13 protein-coding genes are annotated in these 15,543 nt (G+C 48.4%); 10 read left to right on the top strand and 3 right to left on the bottom strand.

Going from position 1 to position 15,543, the window contains the following annotated elements:
* Positions 1-15 precede the first annotated feature (15 nt).
* Positions 16-342 (top strand): PTS sugar transporter subunit IIB, encoded by a 327-nt coding sequence (locus LACPH_RS10300; protein WP_010491995.1) that lies wholly within the window; start codon positions 16-18, stop codon positions 340-342.
* A gap of 106 nt (positions 343-448) precedes the next feature.
* Here the strand turns inward: LACPH_RS10300 and LACPH_RS10295 are convergent, their stop codons facing one another.
* Positions 449-2,401: an ABC-F family ATP-binding cassette domain-containing protein gene (locus tag LACPH_RS10295; RefSeq protein ID WP_306386843.1), complete on the bottom strand. Its 1,953-nt coding sequence runs from the start codon at positions 2,399-2,401 to the stop codon at positions 449-451.
* 217 nt (positions 2,402-2,618) lie between these two features.
* Here LACPH_RS10295 and LACPH_RS10290 point away from each other — a divergent pair, with 217 nt between their 5' ends.
* The 4 genes from LACPH_RS10290 to LACPH_RS10275 all read left to right on the top strand — a co-directional run bounded on the left by LACPH_RS10290 (position 2,619) and on the right by LACPH_RS10275 (position 5,676).
* A complete protein-coding gene (locus LACPH_RS10290; protein WP_010491991.1) occupies positions 2,619-3,272 on the top strand; it encodes a redox-sensing transcriptional repressor Rex in 654 nt (217 codons plus the stop codon).
* Positions 3,273-3,379: 107 nt separating this feature from the next.
* Positions 3,380-3,748, top strand: coding sequence for a GntR family transcriptional regulator (locus LACPH_RS10285; protein WP_047106338.1), 369 nt, complete (start codon positions 3,380-3,382; stop codon positions 3,746-3,748).
* On the top strand, positions 3,745-4,632 hold the full coding sequence (locus LACPH_RS10280; RefSeq protein ID WP_306386842.1) for an ATP-binding cassette domain-containing protein: 888 nt from the start codon (positions 3,745-3,747) through the stop codon (positions 4,630-4,632). Before LACPH_RS10285 ends, LACPH_RS10280 begins: the two co-directional genes overlap by 4 nt.
* Entirely contained in the window at positions 4,633-5,676 is a 1,044-nt protein-coding gene (locus LACPH_RS10275; RefSeq protein ID WP_306386841.1) for a sodium/glutamate symporter family protein, read from the top strand. It abuts the gene before it with no gap.
* Positions 5,677-5,765: 89 nt separating this feature from the next.
* Here the strand turns inward: LACPH_RS10275 and LACPH_RS10270 are convergent, their stop codons facing one another.
* The gene (locus LACPH_RS10270; protein ID WP_025012729.1) at positions 5,766-6,824 is read right to left on the bottom strand and encodes an LCP family protein; all 1,059 of its coding nucleotides are present in this window, start codon (positions 6,822-6,824) and stop codon (positions 5,766-5,768) included.
* Positions 6,825-6,904: 80 nt separating this feature from the next.
* A complete protein-coding gene (locus LACPH_RS10265) occupies positions 6,905-7,549 on the bottom strand; it encodes a CPBP family intramembrane glutamic endopeptidase (protein ID WP_047106341.1) in 645 nt (214 codons plus the stop codon).
* A gap of 154 nt (positions 7,550-7,703) precedes the next feature.
* Between LACPH_RS10265 and groES the strand changes: the two genes are divergently transcribed.
* The 5 genes from groES (at position 7,704) to mutS (ending at position 15,539) form a co-directional block, all read left to right on the top strand.
* Positions 7,704-7,985 carry a co-chaperone GroES gene (groES, locus tag LACPH_RS10260; protein ID WP_003567052.1) on the top strand — a complete coding sequence of 94 codons (282 nt, stop codon included), beginning with the start codon at positions 7,704-7,706 and terminating at the stop codon, positions 7,983-7,985.
* A 35-nt stretch (positions 7,986-8,020) separates the two neighbouring features.
* Entirely contained in the window at positions 8,021-9,658 is a 1,638-nt protein-coding gene (groL, locus tag LACPH_RS10255) for a chaperonin GroEL (protein ID WP_010491955.1), read from the top strand.
* Between the two features lie 243 nt (positions 9,659-9,901).
* Positions 9,902-10,243 (top strand): DUF1827 family protein, encoded by a 342-nt coding sequence (locus tag LACPH_RS10250; RefSeq protein WP_049171614.1) that lies wholly within the window; start codon positions 9,902-9,904, stop codon positions 10,241-10,243.
* Between the two features lie 715 nt (positions 10,244-10,958).
* Positions 10,959-12,788, top strand: coding sequence for a potassium transporter KimA (gene kimA / locus LACPH_RS10245; RefSeq protein WP_047106343.1), 1,830 nt, complete (start codon positions 10,959-10,961; stop codon positions 12,786-12,788).
* Positions 12,789-12,965: 177 nt separating this feature from the next.
* Entirely contained in the window at positions 12,966-15,539 is a 2,574-nt protein-coding gene (gene mutS / locus LACPH_RS10240) for a DNA mismatch repair protein MutS (protein WP_047106344.1), read from the top strand.
* The last annotated feature ends 4 nt before the right edge of the window (positions 15,540-15,543 follow it).

Below are 15,543 nucleotides of genomic sequence, written 5' to 3'. Positions count from 1 at the left end.
GAAAGGATGATTCCCATGGCTGAAAAAACAATTATGTTAGTGTGCTCCGCTGGTATGTCCACCTCGATGTTGGTGCAACGAATGAAAAAAGCTGCTGCGGCAGATGGTATGGATGTTGATGTTTTTGCCACCGCGGCTGCAGATGCCGACAATAAATTGGCATCGGAGCCAGTTTCGGTACTGATGCTTGGCCCGCAAGTCCGCTTCATGGAAAGCCAGTTCAAAGCCAAAGCCGACGCTAAAAAAATCCCGATGGCCGTCATTGACATGAAAGCCTATGGGATGATGGACGGCGAGAAAGTTTTACAGCAGGCAATCGGGTTGCTGGATCAAAAGGTTTAATCGCGACAGTTAAAAAATGTAAAAAGCTGGCACCGGAAACAAGTTATTGATTCCGGTACCAGCTTTTTTGCGGTTAACTGACCTTGATTGAGGCTAATTTCGTTGCCTACTTGTCAGCAGTTTGCATGTCTTCGAGCTCAATACTTTTTTCTTCCCAAGCATTTTCAATGTCCGTGGTTTGTTTCTGAACTGCTTCGAGCTTAGTTTGCAATTTTTGCATTTTGACATAGTCGCTCAAAACATCCGGTGCAGTCATTTCTTTTTGGATCGTGGTCGCTTGGTCGCCAAGTTTCTGCAACTGTGCTTCTAAGTCAGTAACTTCCCGCTGCAACTTACGGGTTGCGCGGGCATCTTCTTTGGATTGCTGGTACGAGGTAGCGCCTGCAGTTTCGGTTTTCGCAGTCGGCTGTTCAGCAGCCGCAGCTTCAGCCTCTGCCTTAGTTTCGGCTAGTTTTTCCTGATAGTAGTCCCAGTTGCCGAGGTAGGTTGTGCTGCCGGTCGGGGCGATGGCAATGACGTTGGTTGCCAGTTCGTTGATGAAGTAACGGTCATGGGATACGAACAAAACGGTGCCATTAAAATCTTTTAATGCCTGCTCAAGAACTTCCTTGCTGTTAATGTCCAAGTGGTTGGTCGGTTCATCAAGCACCAGAAAATTATCATGTTTGAGCGCTAACTTGGTCAACTCCAACCGCGCTTTTTGCCCGCCGGATAAGGCACTGACTGGCTTTTGAATATCGTCTGGGCCGAACAAAAAGGCAGCCAGAACAGAACGGACGTCTTTTTCCGGCATCATCGGGTGCTCGTCCCAGATTTCGTCAATCACGGTATTTTTGGGATTGAGTTGTTGGATTTCCTGGTCGTAGTAGCCGACATCAACGTTAGCGCCGAATTTTGCCGATCCAGCCAGAAACGGGATTTTGCCTAAAATACTTTTGAGTAAAGTCGATTTACCGACCCCATTTGGTCCGATAATCGCGATTCGATCGAATTTATTGACTTGGAAATCGATGGGGCCGGCCATCGGGTGATTAGCTTCATAACCCAACGTCGCCTGGTTGACTTTGAGCACCTCATTGCCGCTGGGACGATTGGGGGTGAAGTTAAAATGCACACTTTTGTCGTCACCGGTCGGTTTTTCCAGAACATCCATTTTTTCCAATTGCTTCCGGCGCGCCTGGGCCTGCTTGGTGGTGCTGGCGCGGACAATATTCTTGTCCACGAAATCCTGGAGTTTGGCAATTTCTTCTTGCTGCTTGGTGTAGGCTTTCCAAGCCTGGGCCTGGCGCTCGGCCTTTTGCTTGAGATAACCGCTGTAATTGGTTTTGTAATGGGTCGCGTGGTGGTGATCCAGTTCATAAATCTCGGTGACGACATGATCAAGAAAATATTGATCGTGGCTGACCGTTAAAATGGCGCCGGGATAGGTTTTAAGATAGCCTTCCAGCCAGCTCAGTGTTTCGATGTCAAGGTGGTTGGTCGGCTCGTCGAGGATGATCAGGTCATGCTTTTCCAGTAAGAGCTTGGCCAAGGCCAGACGGGAGCGTTCGCCGCCGGATAAGGTGCCGACTGGCTTGTCATAAGTGTCTTCACCGAATTGGAAGCCGTGGAGAACCGAACGAATTTCGGCTTCATAGCCATAACCGTTTTGTTCATTAAAATCGTGTTGCAACTGATCATATTGTTTCATGGTTGCGGCAAACGCCGGCTTGTCGGCAATGAGTTTGGGATCACCGAGTTTGGCCTCTAATGCGTGGATTTGCCGGGCCATTGCTTGCAGCGGTGCGAAGACCGTCAACATTTCTTTGAAAATCGTTTTATCTGAATCTAAGCCGGAGTTTTGGGCCAAATAGCCAATGGACAGATTCTTCATGGTTGTTACCTGGCCGCTATCCGGAGGCGCAATCCCGGTCAGGATTTCCAGCAGGGTGGTTTTACCAATCCCGTTGGGGCCAACAAGGCCGATGCGCGCGCCGTCTTGGACTTCAAGGTTCACGTTGGCAAATAATTCGTTCCCGTTGAAGCTGCGGCTAACTTGTTGTGCCTGCAAAATGATCACAGGAATACCTTCTTTCACAATAATCGTTAAGACCTAATATACCATAGTTTTGTTCATGGGCGTGCGTTCCCTGATGATGCATTCGCACAATAAAATATGTTTGTGAAGATGTATCCGCTTGCGTTCAGGCCATAAACCAGCTAATATTAGCAGAAGATACTATGTTGGACAGTTCACATGTTCTGCATGGGAATACTTCTACAGGAGGCTTGCTTACATGGCGGAAACAATCATCCCCAAAGCAACGGCGAAACGCCTACCCGTGTACTACCGATATTTGAATTTCTTGGCGAATTCCGGGACAACCAAGATCAGTTCAACTGAACTGTCGGACGCGGTGAAAGTTGACTCGGCAACGATTCGGCGTGATTTTTCTTATTTCGGTGCATTGGGCAAACGCGGCTACGGCTATGACGTCAACGATTTGCTGAAATTCTTTAAAAAGATTCTGAATCAGGATCGGCTAACCAATGTCGGGCTGGTTGGTGTCGGTAATCTTGGCCATGCCTTGTTGAATTATAATTTTCGACAGGCTAACAACATTCGGATTAGTGCCGGATTCGATATCAACCCTGATTTAGCCGGAACCATTCAAAGTGGGGTACCGATTTATCCCATGGACGAAATGATTAAGCAAATTAAAGATCAGCAGATTGAAATCGTGATTTTGACGGTGCCAATTGATGCCGCCCAGCATATCACCGATGATTTGGTTAAAGCCGGGATTAAAGGGATCATGAACTTCACCCCGATTCGCATTTCGGTGCCTAGCTACGTGCGGGTACAAAATGTCGATTTGGCAACGGAACTACAGACCTTGATTTACTTCCTGGAACATTATGGGCCAACGCTCAACGAACCGGAAGCTTAACTGAAAAAAAGAAAATGCGTCGTCCATGACAGATGGACGGCGTTTTTTCTTGCGTTGTTGAGTGTACTATGTATAATAGTACACGTAGTACGAAAGGGGGCGCCTGAATGGCAACCGAGTCATATACTCATTTGGCGTACTATGAACGCTTGGTGTTGCAGATTAAGACCCGGATTTTACAAGGCATTATGCAGCCGGGCGATAAGTTGCCATCGGTGCGGGAAATGGCGAAGCAAGAACAGCTGAATCCCAATACCGTCGCCAAAGCCTACAAGCAACTGGAGGCGGACGGCGTGATTTACGTTGAACCCGGGCGCGGCACATTTGTGGCTGAGCCATTAAAACATGCGAATTCAAGAGCAGTGGCGGCGTTCCGCCCAAAGTTTGATGCAATTGTCGTGGAAGCACAAAGCCTGGGCATCAGTTTAGCGACATTGCAAGCATGGTTAACTGAAAAGGAGGAGCATCGTGTATGAGTTTAATCGTGACTAAATTGCAAAAAAGAATCGCCAATCAGGAAGTCCTGCGCGATATCACGTTTTCGCTGGATCGCGGCCAGGTTGTCGGATTGGTCGGCCCAAATGGTATCGGCAAAACCACGATTTTTCGTACCGTCACCCGCCAGTATATCGCTGACGGCGGGACGGTCACGTTGGATCAACATGATCTGACAAAAGAATCAACGCAACAAGCAGCCATTTTTTACTTAGATCAGCAACATTTATTTTTTCGCAAGTATGCATTAGCCAAGATTGCAACAACCTATGCGCTGCTTTATCCCTCATTCGACCAGGCGGCGTTTCTGCATCTGATCGAAAAATTCAGGTTAACTGGCGGCCAGCGGTTTCAGGGGCTATCCAAAGGGTATCAGGCACTGGTTATGGTGGCGATGGCTTTGGCAAGTCAGGCACCATATGTTTTTCTCGATGAACCATTCGATGGGCTGGATGTCCTGATTCGCGAACGCATCGTGAATCTGGTTGTGGATGCAGTAGCTGATGGTCAGCGAACCTTTCTAATTGCGTCTCACAATCTCGCCGAATTAGACGGTTTATCCGATCGCATTTTATTCGTCAAAGATGGGCGCATCAGCCGTGATCTCACCTTGGAAAACGTACGCCAGCAAGCGGTGAAATTGCAATTGGTATTCCGAACCAAGGAAATTCCGGCGGTGATCAAACGGCATGGCCGCATTTTGAACATCCGTGGGCGCGTCATCGAAGTCGTTTTCCCTGATTTCACGCCAGATGTGCAAGCGGCACTGCAAGCTGAGCAACCGGTTTTGAACGAAAGCCTGCCATTGTCATTGTCGGATTTGTTTAAAGTCGAATTTCGAAAAAAACATGCGGAGGTGAGCTAGATGGGTGATCATCAGCTGTTGAAACTTGTTCGGATAAGGCATAAAGCGCTTGTTCGTGTGATGTTTGTTTTTGTTGTGTTATTGGCGCTGCTTAATTTAGGCAATACACTACAGAACTATCACAATCAACAGAAATACATCATGAGTCCCGCAGAGTTTATTTCGACTAAAAAGCAAGCGGCTAAACATAAAGATGATTTTTACGTGAACAAGAGTTATGCGGATTATCGTGAGGATCAGCGTTATTTAGTTGAACCGCAACGAGATAAGCTTTATTCATCTTCTCTGGTGGGACTAGCTATAACGATTATCCATTATGTAATTCCATTAATATTCGGGCTAGCTATGGCTGGGATGGATCAGGCAAGCAATTTCAATGCGGCTATATTTAAAAGTCGATTTAAACGGAGGCAATTGTTTACCACTCGCTACTGGTACGGGCTTGCGTGCCTTTTGGGGGCTACGACGATCGGTATTTGTATCACTTTGCTTGGCTATAACGTTGGTGTTCCAGCTGCATATGTCGGAATCAGTGGCTTAAATATTTTGGGACTGTTCATGACCAATCTAGCGGTTAATAGTTTTATGTTCACTGCTGGTGTTGCAGTTGGCAGTATCTTTGCCTCCTTATTTGGCATGTTTGTCTTTGGACTTCTCGGAGGTTGGCTTGGCATGAGTGCCGTTCAGCGCTTTTTAATTAAGACGGTGATGACTAACCAGTCTTATCGGTCACTCTGGTCACATGGCGATCAGTTCTTTCTTTTCCTATTTGCTATGGCATTAGTAGCCAGTGCTGCCGGGTACTGGATCACCCGGTGGTTGTTTGACCGCATTTCGTTGGAAAACGAAGGCGACATCCTATTGTTACCAAAACTCCGCTGGGTCATTTTTGTCTATGCCTTGATTGTTGTCCCTTACAATTTTGGGGATTGGCTGTTCCAAAATGAATTGCTGTCCTACAGTGTCTCCATTATCGGTGTTCTCGCGCTTGGTCTTTGGTGGCTGCATCGTGAGCGTGCGCAAGAACAGCTGATGGTTCGATAGCACTGAGCAGGCAGAAGCAAATTTTTACGCCACTAAAAAACCGCCGCCGACGAAAAAAAGTCGGCAGGCGGTTTTTACTTGCAGGGATGTTAACGGTCATACGGTGTGAAGATAATGTAATTTTGATCGGTCGTCGCCTTGAAATCAAACTGAGTATTCTTGGCATTTTGTTTGGTTTCTTCGTTGCTGATGGTTTCGGTTTGCAGGCCCAGTGCTTTGCGCAGTTTATCGGAAACCCGCTGCATTTCGGCATCGGATGCGATTTGATAGGCACCGTCGCCGACCCAGGCGTTAACCCCTTTGAGATGATCGGTTGTGATGGTTTTGGCAGCGCCGCGATAGTTCATGAAAATGCTTTGCATATCGGCAAAACTCAGATTAGTTGCAATGTTTTTAGAAATCGTGTCCATGAGTTTGGTGAAGTTACCAAGCGATCCGACAGAAACGGCTTTTTTCAAAATTGCCTTGATGACTTGTTGCTGGCGCTTTTGCCGGCCATAGTCGCCTTCCGGATCAGCGTGGCGCATTCGTGAGTAGGCAAGTGCCATGTTGCCATTTAAATGCATGCGACCCTTTTTGAATTTCTGGTTACCGGTGTAAGGATCCTGGAATGAAAACGGAACATCAACGTCAATCCCACCGACCGCATTGACGACTTTTTCCAGCGCGCCCATGTTGATCGTCAGATAATAAGAAATCGGCACATTCACAAGTTTAGAGACTGTGTTGATGGCCATATCAGAACCGCCGACATTGTATGCAGCGTTGATTTTCTGCATATTGAACTCTTTGGTGCCAATCAATTCAGCAGCCGTATCGCGGGGAATGCTGACCATGGTGGTTTTGTTGGTCTTCGGATTGACGACGGCCACAATCATGGTATCGGAGTTGCCCTTTTCAACGCGTCCTTCAGCACCGGTGTCGACCCCGAGCAGGAGTACTGCAAATGGTTTCTTTTGGGCGATGTCCGTGCTGACGTGTTTGGTGGCATGGTATGTATTGTCGATGGCATATTTTGCCTGGCTATAGAGGCGCAGGGCATAGGCGCCAACCGTAAACAGGCCGACAATGACGATTAAGCCGATGAGGCGTCCCCAGCGAAAACGTTTAGGCGGTTGACGGTGGCGGTGATTTGAACGGGTCTCCATTTTTGAACGGCTCCTTTATAAAAACATTATTTCCATTATAGAAGATTGAATGCGCCAACGAGATTAATATTCGATTACGTTTACAGCGCGTGGGCAATGTAATATAGCCAGACCACCCATAGTGCACCGACATGGGCGATGATGGCAGTGCTGATGGCGCCGGTGTGACGGTAATCATAGGCCAGAACCAATCCGACTAAGGTCGCGCTGAGCCAGTGGCCGCCTGGTTGAGTCACGGCAAATAACAGACTGGCGATCAAAGCGCCACCGAAAACGCCAGTGACATTAACCAGATTACCGAACAATACTTTACGAAAAGCCAGCTCCTCCAGAACGGGAATGGCGAGGCCGATTGCCAAAAAGTACCAGGGATTGGTGGTCATACTGGAAAGCTGCTGATGAATCTGGCTATTGGTTTGCGGCATTTTAAAAAGGATCATTTCAAGCCATGAGCCGACTAACTGAGCAGCCAAGACGCCGGCAATGCCGATGACACCCCAGAAAACGCGCTGTTGTGGTGCGAGGACGCCAGGGGCTTCAATCGCGTTGGCAATGACCAGTTGCCGTTCGCTATACGCCGCAGCAATCATTGCGATGACACTGATTAAGGTCACAATACCAAGGCTGAGCCGCCCAACCGGCATGAATTGGAAAATCAAAAGGTTAGCGATAAACGTGACGAGGTAAGCACCGACAACGGAAAAGGCATGTTTTTGCAGTGACATATAGGGGACTCCTTTGAAAAAATATCTGAAATTAGTATAACATTCCCGGGTTTTGGGGTTGCATTCACCCGGAAAACTCGTTATAGTTACTTTTGTAGTTAGCACTTAGACATAGCGAGTGCTAAATCAAAAAATGTAATGTGGAGGGATTGCCTTGTTAAAACCATTAGGAGATCGCGTGATTGTCGAGGTCGTTGAAGAAGAGGAACAGACTGTTGGCGGCATTGTTTTAGCCAATAATGCCAAACAAAAGCCGCAAACCGGCAAAGTTGTCGCAGTAGGTGAAGGCGCTTTGACACCGGAAGGCAAGCGTCTGCCAATGGCCGTTAAAGTTGGCGATACTGTATTATACGACAAATACGCCGGCTCTGAAGTAAAGTATGAAGGTCAAGACTACCTCGTACTGCACGAAAAAGACATTATGGCAATTGCGTAAAAAATAATCGATCAATTTTGAGGTGAATAAAAACAATGGCAAAAGAAATTAAGTTCTCTGAGGATGCACGTACCGCCATGCTGCGTGGCGTGGATCAATTAGCAAACACAGTAAAAACAACTTTAGGACCAAAAGGCCGCAACGTTGTTTTGGATAAGAGTTATGGCGCACCGGAAATCACCAACGACGGTGTTACGATCGCCAAGTCAATTGACTTAGAAGACCATTACGAAAACATGGGCGCTAAGTTGGTAGCGGAAGTTGCATCCAAGACAAACGATATCGCCGGTGATGGTACCACAACCGCAACGGTTCTGGCACAAAGCATCATTCGCGAAGGTATGAAGAACGTGACTGCCGGTGCTAACCCTGTTGGCATTCGGACAGGTATCGAAAAGGCAACCAAGGCAGCGGTTGACGAACTGCACAAGATCAGCCACAAAGTTAACGGCAAGAAGGAAATCGCCCAGGTTGCTTCGGTTTCATCTTCCAATGAAGAAGTCGGCAATCTGATTGCGGACGCCATGGAAAAAGTTGGCCATGACGGTGTTATTACCATCGAAGAAAGCAAAGGGATCGACACTGAACTTTCTGTTGTTGAAGGGATGCAGTTTGATCGCGGCTATCTGAGTCAATACATGGTAACCGACAATGATAAAATGGAAGCTGATCTGGACGATCCATATATCCTGATTACCGATAAGAAGATTTCCAACATTCAGGACATCCTTCCACTATTGCAGGAAATCGTTCAACAAGGTAAGGCACTGTTGATCATTGCTGACGATGTTGCCGGCGAAGCATTGCCAACCCTGGTTCTTAACAAGATTCGTGGTACCTTCAATGTTGTTGCAGTTAAGGCCCCTGGCTTTGGCGATCGGCGCAAGGCACAACTGGAAGACATTGCAACCTTGACCGGTGGCACCGTGATCAGTTCCGATCTTGGCTTGGATCTGAAGGATACCAAGATTGAACAATTGGGTCGTGCCGGCAAAGTTACCGTTACCAAGGACAACACCACGATTGTTGATGGCGCAGGTTCCAAGGATGCCATTGCTGAACGGGTTAACATCATCAAGAAGCAAATTGACGACACAACCAGCGACTTCGATCGTGAGAAGTTGCAAGAACGTCTGGCTAAGTTAGCCGGCGGGGTTGCGGTTGTCAAGGTCGGTGCTGCAACCGAAACCGAATTGAAGGAACGTAAGTATCGGATCGAAGATGCTTTGAACGCGACCCGTGCTGCCGTTGAAGAAGGCTACGTTGCCGGCGGTGGTACTGCCTTGGTTGACGTCATCCCTGCAGTCGCTGCTTTGAAAGAAGAAGGCGACGTTCAGACCGGGATCAACATCGTTCTGCGTGCCCTTGAAGAACCTGTTCGCCAGATTGCCGAAAACGCTGGCCGCGAAGGTTCTGTCATCGTTGAACAATTGAAGAAGGAAAAGCAAGGCATTGGTTACAATGCTTCAACCGGTGAATGGGAAGACATGGCTAAGTCAGGTATCATCGACCCAACCAAGGTTACCCGTTCCGCATTGCAAAATGCTGCATCAGTTGCTGCTTTGATGCTGACCACTGAAGCGGTTGTTGCTGACAAGCCAGAACCAAAGGATAACAACGCGGGTGCTGCAGGTGCAAACCCGGCAGCCGGTGGCATGGGCGGCATGATGTAATTTCGTCCTATCCTTAAAAAGAAGAACACAAATAAAACACCAGCGAACTTTGCTGGTGTTTTTTATATGTGAGCGTGAGCCAGCCAATTTCTGGGCTAGCGAACGTATGATGGCACGTCTTTTGTACCCTTCAAACTCGTGCCAAGCGTTATCATAGGCATTGACCACCTTTCCTTGTTAAAATAAAATTGGTAAACAGTTAACGTTGCTATTTTCCATGTCAAATAAGAGGGGACGAGTTATATGAAATTGATTCAAAATCCCATTCGGCTTAATGCCAGTTTACACAAGATGCTTCCGCACACCATGCGCTTTTTATACAGTCGCAAGCCAGTCAAGTATTTCGAACTTTACACGCTAGGATCGGTGCATGTTTATTATGTGGAAGGTTTCGACCAAATCGATATTGTCCTGACTCATGACAAGCGCACCATCAAAGATGCCGAAATTGATTTTGTCCTCGAGAAACTATTGCCAGACACACCAAAAACCGAGCTAAAAATCGACCACGCCGCCAAAAGCGAGATCGAACATGAAGTCCATCGTAAATTGAAAGTGCATGATGTGGTTATTATCGAGAAGTGAGCGTGAGCCAGCCCGGTTAGAAACCGGAGCATAAGTGGCCTCGAGCCTGAATGGCTGGGCTTTGGCCATTCAGGCTCGAGGTCCTTATGTGCAGGTTTCTGGGCTGGCGAACGCGTTATGGTCGAGCGTGAGCCGGTGCGGTTAGAAGTCGGAGTGTAAGTGGCCTTGGGCGTGATGGTCGGGCTTTGACCATTGCGACCAAGGTCCTTACACGCAGACTTCTGCGCCGGCGAACGCGTTATGGTCGAGCGTGAGCCGGTGCGGTTAGAAGTCGGAGTATAAGCGGCCTTAGGCGTGATGGCCCGGTTTTGGCCATTGCGCCTAAGGTCCTTATACGCAGACTTCTGCGCCGGCGAACGCGTTAAAGTGAGCGTGAACCGGTGTGCTTAAATAAAGCGTAAGTAGTCTCAACCCCAATGGCGGTTTTTGCCATTGGGGTTGAGGTTCTTGCACCTGAATTTCTGGGCTACCAAACGCGCTACAGAACTTAGCAGTCAACGGAACCCCTTAGCTTCTTTATAGAGCAGTGCCTGATCGCGGCTTTTTCCGAACCATACCCGCTGACAAATATCAATCCAACCGGTGTTTCTGGCGACACATATAAGTTAAGATGAAACAAGGTAGGCGTAAGCCGAAATTTAGAGTACACTAATGCATGTTTGTTTACGATTCATTAAAATTTTTGAACCGGTGTGGGTTAATAGGAGTTTAGAAAATGATGCACTTGAAACGGCTGTTCATTGGGCGGCCTTTGAAATCTTCCGAGGAAGGTGGTCAACAGCTTAACATCTTCAAAGCGCTGGCGATGTTGTCGTCAGATGCTTTGTCCAGTGTGGCTTATGGGACCGAGCAGATTGTCTTGGTCCTTACGACACTGTCGGCTGCGGCAATTTGGTATTCGTTACCGATTGCGGCGTTTGTTTTAGTCTTGCTGATTTCACTGACACTTTCATATCGGCAGATTATCCACGCATATCCTAGTGGTGGCGGGGCCTATGTTGTTGCTAGCGAGAATCTGGGTCGCAACGCCGGTTTAACGGCCGGCGCTTCGTTGCTGATTGATTACATGCTGACGGTATCGGTTTCGGTTTCGGCCGGCGCCGAGGCGATCACCAGTGCGATTCCTGCGCTGTATGGCCATCAGGTGGCGATTTCGCTGATCATCATTTTTATCTTGATGGGCATGAACTTACGCGGCATGAGCGAATCGGCTAACTTCCTGATGATTCCGGTTTATCTATTTGTGCTTGTGATGACCGTGATGATTGTCTGGGGACTTTATCAGGTTGTCAGTGGCGCCATCCCATATAAAGCAACCTCGTTAGTCGGTGCAGCCATCCCCGGCGTGTCGATGGCGTTGATCTTCCGGGCGTTTTCCAGCGGGTCCAGTTCACTGACCGGGGTTGAAGCGATCAGTAATGCGGTGCCGTTTTTCAAGTTGCCTAAGGAAAAGAATGCAGCTAAAACGCTAGCGATTATGGCCGGCATTCTGGGCTTCTTCTTTGCCGGGATCACGTTCTTGAACTACTGGTACGGTTTAGTGCCGATGGCGAAGGTGACGGTACTTTCACAGGTTGCCAAGGAAACATTTGGTGGCACCGGCATCATGTATTATGTCGTTCAATTTGCGACCGCGTTAATTTTGGCGGTTGCTGCCAACACAGGGTTTTCGGCTTTTCCGGTCTTAGCGTTTAACTTGGCTAAGGACAAGTTTATGCCGCATATGTACCTGGATCGCGGTGATCGGCTGGGTTATTCCAATGGGATTTTGACCTTGGCGCTGGGCTCGGCGGCGTTGATCACCATTTTCCAAGGCTCCACGGAACGCTTGATTCCGTTGTATGCGGTAGGCGTGTTCATTCCGTTTACGTTGTCGCAAACCGGGATGATCATTCACTGGTTCCGGCACCGCGGCAAGGGCTGGATTGGCAAAACGGTCGCCAATCTTTCTGGCGCATTAATTTCGTTCGCGATTCTGGTCATCTTATTTGCTTATCGGCTGTTTGATATCTGGCCGTTCTTCATCGTGATGCCGCTTGCGATCTTTATGTTTTACAAGATTCATGATCATTATCGTAAAGTGGCCGCGCAGTTACGGTTGCCGGCAGATGTTGAAGAGCATGAGTACGATGGCAGCACCGTCATTGTGCTTGTCGGCAATGTGACGCGGGTGACCCGCGCCGCGCTGAATTACGCGCAGTCCATCGGCGATTATGTCATTGCGATGCATGTTTCGATGGATGAGAATCCGAACAAGGAAAAAGAAACGCAAAGCGAATTTCGCGCAGATTTTCCGGATGTCCGGTTTGTCGATATTCACTCGTCATATCGTTCAATTGAAGCACCGACAATTCGCTTCGTCGACATCGTGGCGCGGAATGCTGCTAAACGCAACTTTACGACCACGGTGCTGATTCCGCAATTCGTACCGCGCAAAAAGTGGCAAAATATTCTCCACAACCAAACTAACTTCCGTTTACGCGCTGCGTTTGCAAGCCGCGAGAACGTGATTATTGCCACTTACAGTTATCATTTGAAGAAGTAACCGTTTAGGCAGGTTGAAAAGATATGCAATAGAGGCGGATGAATTCCATAGGTGTGGGTTCATTCGTTTTTTGATTTCTTCTAGACAGTTTTGAACGGGTTTGGCGTGAAGTTGACGCACCTGTTAAAATATAGGTTATAGAACGTCAGAGATAGTCAAAGACAAAGGGTGAAGTTTGTGCCGCAAAAAACCAGTGATACGCCAATGATGCAACAGTATAATGCGATTAAGGCGCAGTATCCGGATGCATTTTTATTTTATCGAATTGGCGATTTTTATGAATTATTCAACGATGATGCCATTAAAGGCGCACAGTTGCTTGAGCTGACGTTGACGGCACGGAATAAGAGTGCGGATGATCCGATTCCGATGGCGGGGGTGCCGCATCATGCGGTGCAGAGTTATGTCGATATTCTGATTGATCATGGGTATAAAGTCGCTATCTGTGAGCAAATGGAAGATCCTAAAAAAGCCGTGGGGATGGTCAAGCGCGCCGTGATCCAGCTGATCACCCCAGGGACCAATGTCGACATCAAAGCAGGTGCCGCAAAGACAAATAATTACATTACTGCTGTTTTGCCACACGCAGGCGGCTATGCCTTTGCTTATGGTGATGTTTCCACCGGCGAGCTGAAAGTGACGGATCTCAAAAGCAAATTCGCTTTGCAAAATGAGCTGAGTGCCCTCGCAACCAAAGAAATCGTGGTGCCAGAAGACCTGACTGATGATGACGCAGCCATGTTGAAAAAAGGGGAGCGTTTGTTGTCGGTTCAGCCTGACAGTCAGCCAACGAGTGAAGGCAGTTATGTGTCGCAAGATCTGACCGATCCCGCTGAAGCCGCGGTTGTGCAAATGCTGATGGCTTATTTGTTAAACACGCAGAAGCGCAGTCTGGCGCATATTCAAAAAGCCGTGGCCTACCAACCATCTGCGTATCTGGAAATGGATCAGGATGCCCGCAGCAATCTTGATATTCTGCAAAACAGCCGCACAGGGCGCAAAGGCGATACCTTGCTGTCTTTGCTGGACGCAACGAAAACCGCGATGGGCGGCCGCTTGCTGAAGCAATGGTTAGAGCGGCCGCTGTTGGATATTGGCGCAATCAGCGTGCGGCAAAATCAAGTTCAGGACTTGCTGGATCACTTTTTTGAACGCAGCGAGCTTCAGGAGCGACTAACCAAAGTTTATGATCTGGAGCGGTTAGCCGGTCGCGTGGCTTTTGGTACGGTTAACGGGCGCGACTTGATTCAGCTGCAAACTTCACTTGATCAGGTGCCGGCGATTCAGGATGTCTTAAGCAAGCTTGATGATGGCAGTTTTAAGGCACTTCGCGGTAAAATCGACCCAGTCAGTGATGTTGCCGGGTTGATTCGCCGGGCGATCGAGCCGGAGCCGCCGATTTCGGTGACCGACGGCGGCCTGATTTTACGCGGCTACAATAAGAAGTTAGACGAGTACCGTGATGCCATGAAGAATTCCAAGCAGTGGATTGCGGAATTGGAAGCGTCAGAGCGCAAGGCCACCGGTATCCACAATTTGAAAATCCGGTATAACAAGGTGTTTGGCTACTTTATCGAGGTTACTAAGTCCAATTTGGACAAGGTACCGGAAGGCCGCTACGAGCGCAAACAGACGCTGACAAATGCCGAACGGTTTATCACGCCTGAGCTGAAGGAAAAAGAAACCTTGATTCTTGAAGCACAGGAAAGTTCAACCGCGCTGGAGTATGATCTTTTTCAGGATATTCGCGATCAGGTCAAAGCTCAGATTAAACGACTCCAAGCGTTAGCAGCACAGATTTCCGCACTGGATGTCTTGCAAAGTTTTGCGACAGTGGCTGAAAACAATCACTATGTCCGGCCGACGATGCATGCCGGCACCCACGACATTAATGTTAAAGGCGGCCGACATCCAGTTGTCGAACACGTTTTGGGGCAAGACAGCTATATCCCTAACGATGTCATCATGGATCAGGATACGGATATGCTGCTGATTACCGGTCCTAACATGTCCGGGAAAAGTACCTACATGCGGCAGTTGGCGTTAATTGTGATCATGGCACAGGCTGGATCATTCGTCCCGGCTGATGCTGCGGATTTACCGATTTTTGATCAAATCTTCACCCGCATTGGCGCGGCGGACGACTTGGCGAATGGGGAAAGCACCTTTATGGTCGAAATGCTTGAGGCCAACGCGGCACTGAGTCATGCAACGGCTTCGAGTCTGATTCTCTTTGATGAAATCGGACGCGGAACGGCGACTTATGATGGCATGGCGCTGGCACAGGCGATCATCGAATATCTGCATGATCACGTGCACGCCAAGACGCTATTTTCCACCCATTATCATGAACTGACCAGTCTGTCGGATTCATTGGCGAAGCTCAAGAATGTGCATGTCGGTGCGGTTGAAGAGCATGGCAACCTGGTTTTCCTGCACAAAATGATGCCGGGACCGGCAGATAAAAGTTACGGGATTCATGTGGCCAAATTGGCTGGCCTGCCGTCAGACTTATTGAATCGTGCCGATGCGATTCTGAAGCAGCTTGAAGCCGCCACGCCGGAGAAAACGGTGCCTGCAGCCCCAAGCCAGGTGACGGACCAACAATTGTCGCTTTTTGAAGAGCCTAAACCGCAACCGAAGAACAGTCCGATTTTGGCGAAACTAGCTAAGTTTGATTTGATGGATGCGACGCCAATGGACGCCATGAATTTGATTTTCGACCTTCAGAAACGTTTAAAGAAGAAGTGATTTT

Source organism: Lacticaseibacillus parahuelsenbergensis, from assembly GCF_030770265.1.
Classification (GTDB): Bacteria; Bacillota; Bacilli; order Lactobacillales; family Lactobacillaceae; genus Lacticaseibacillus; species Lacticaseibacillus casei.
Note: the sequence above shows the minus strand (reverse complement) of the source record. Positions and strands in the feature narration are given on the sequence as shown.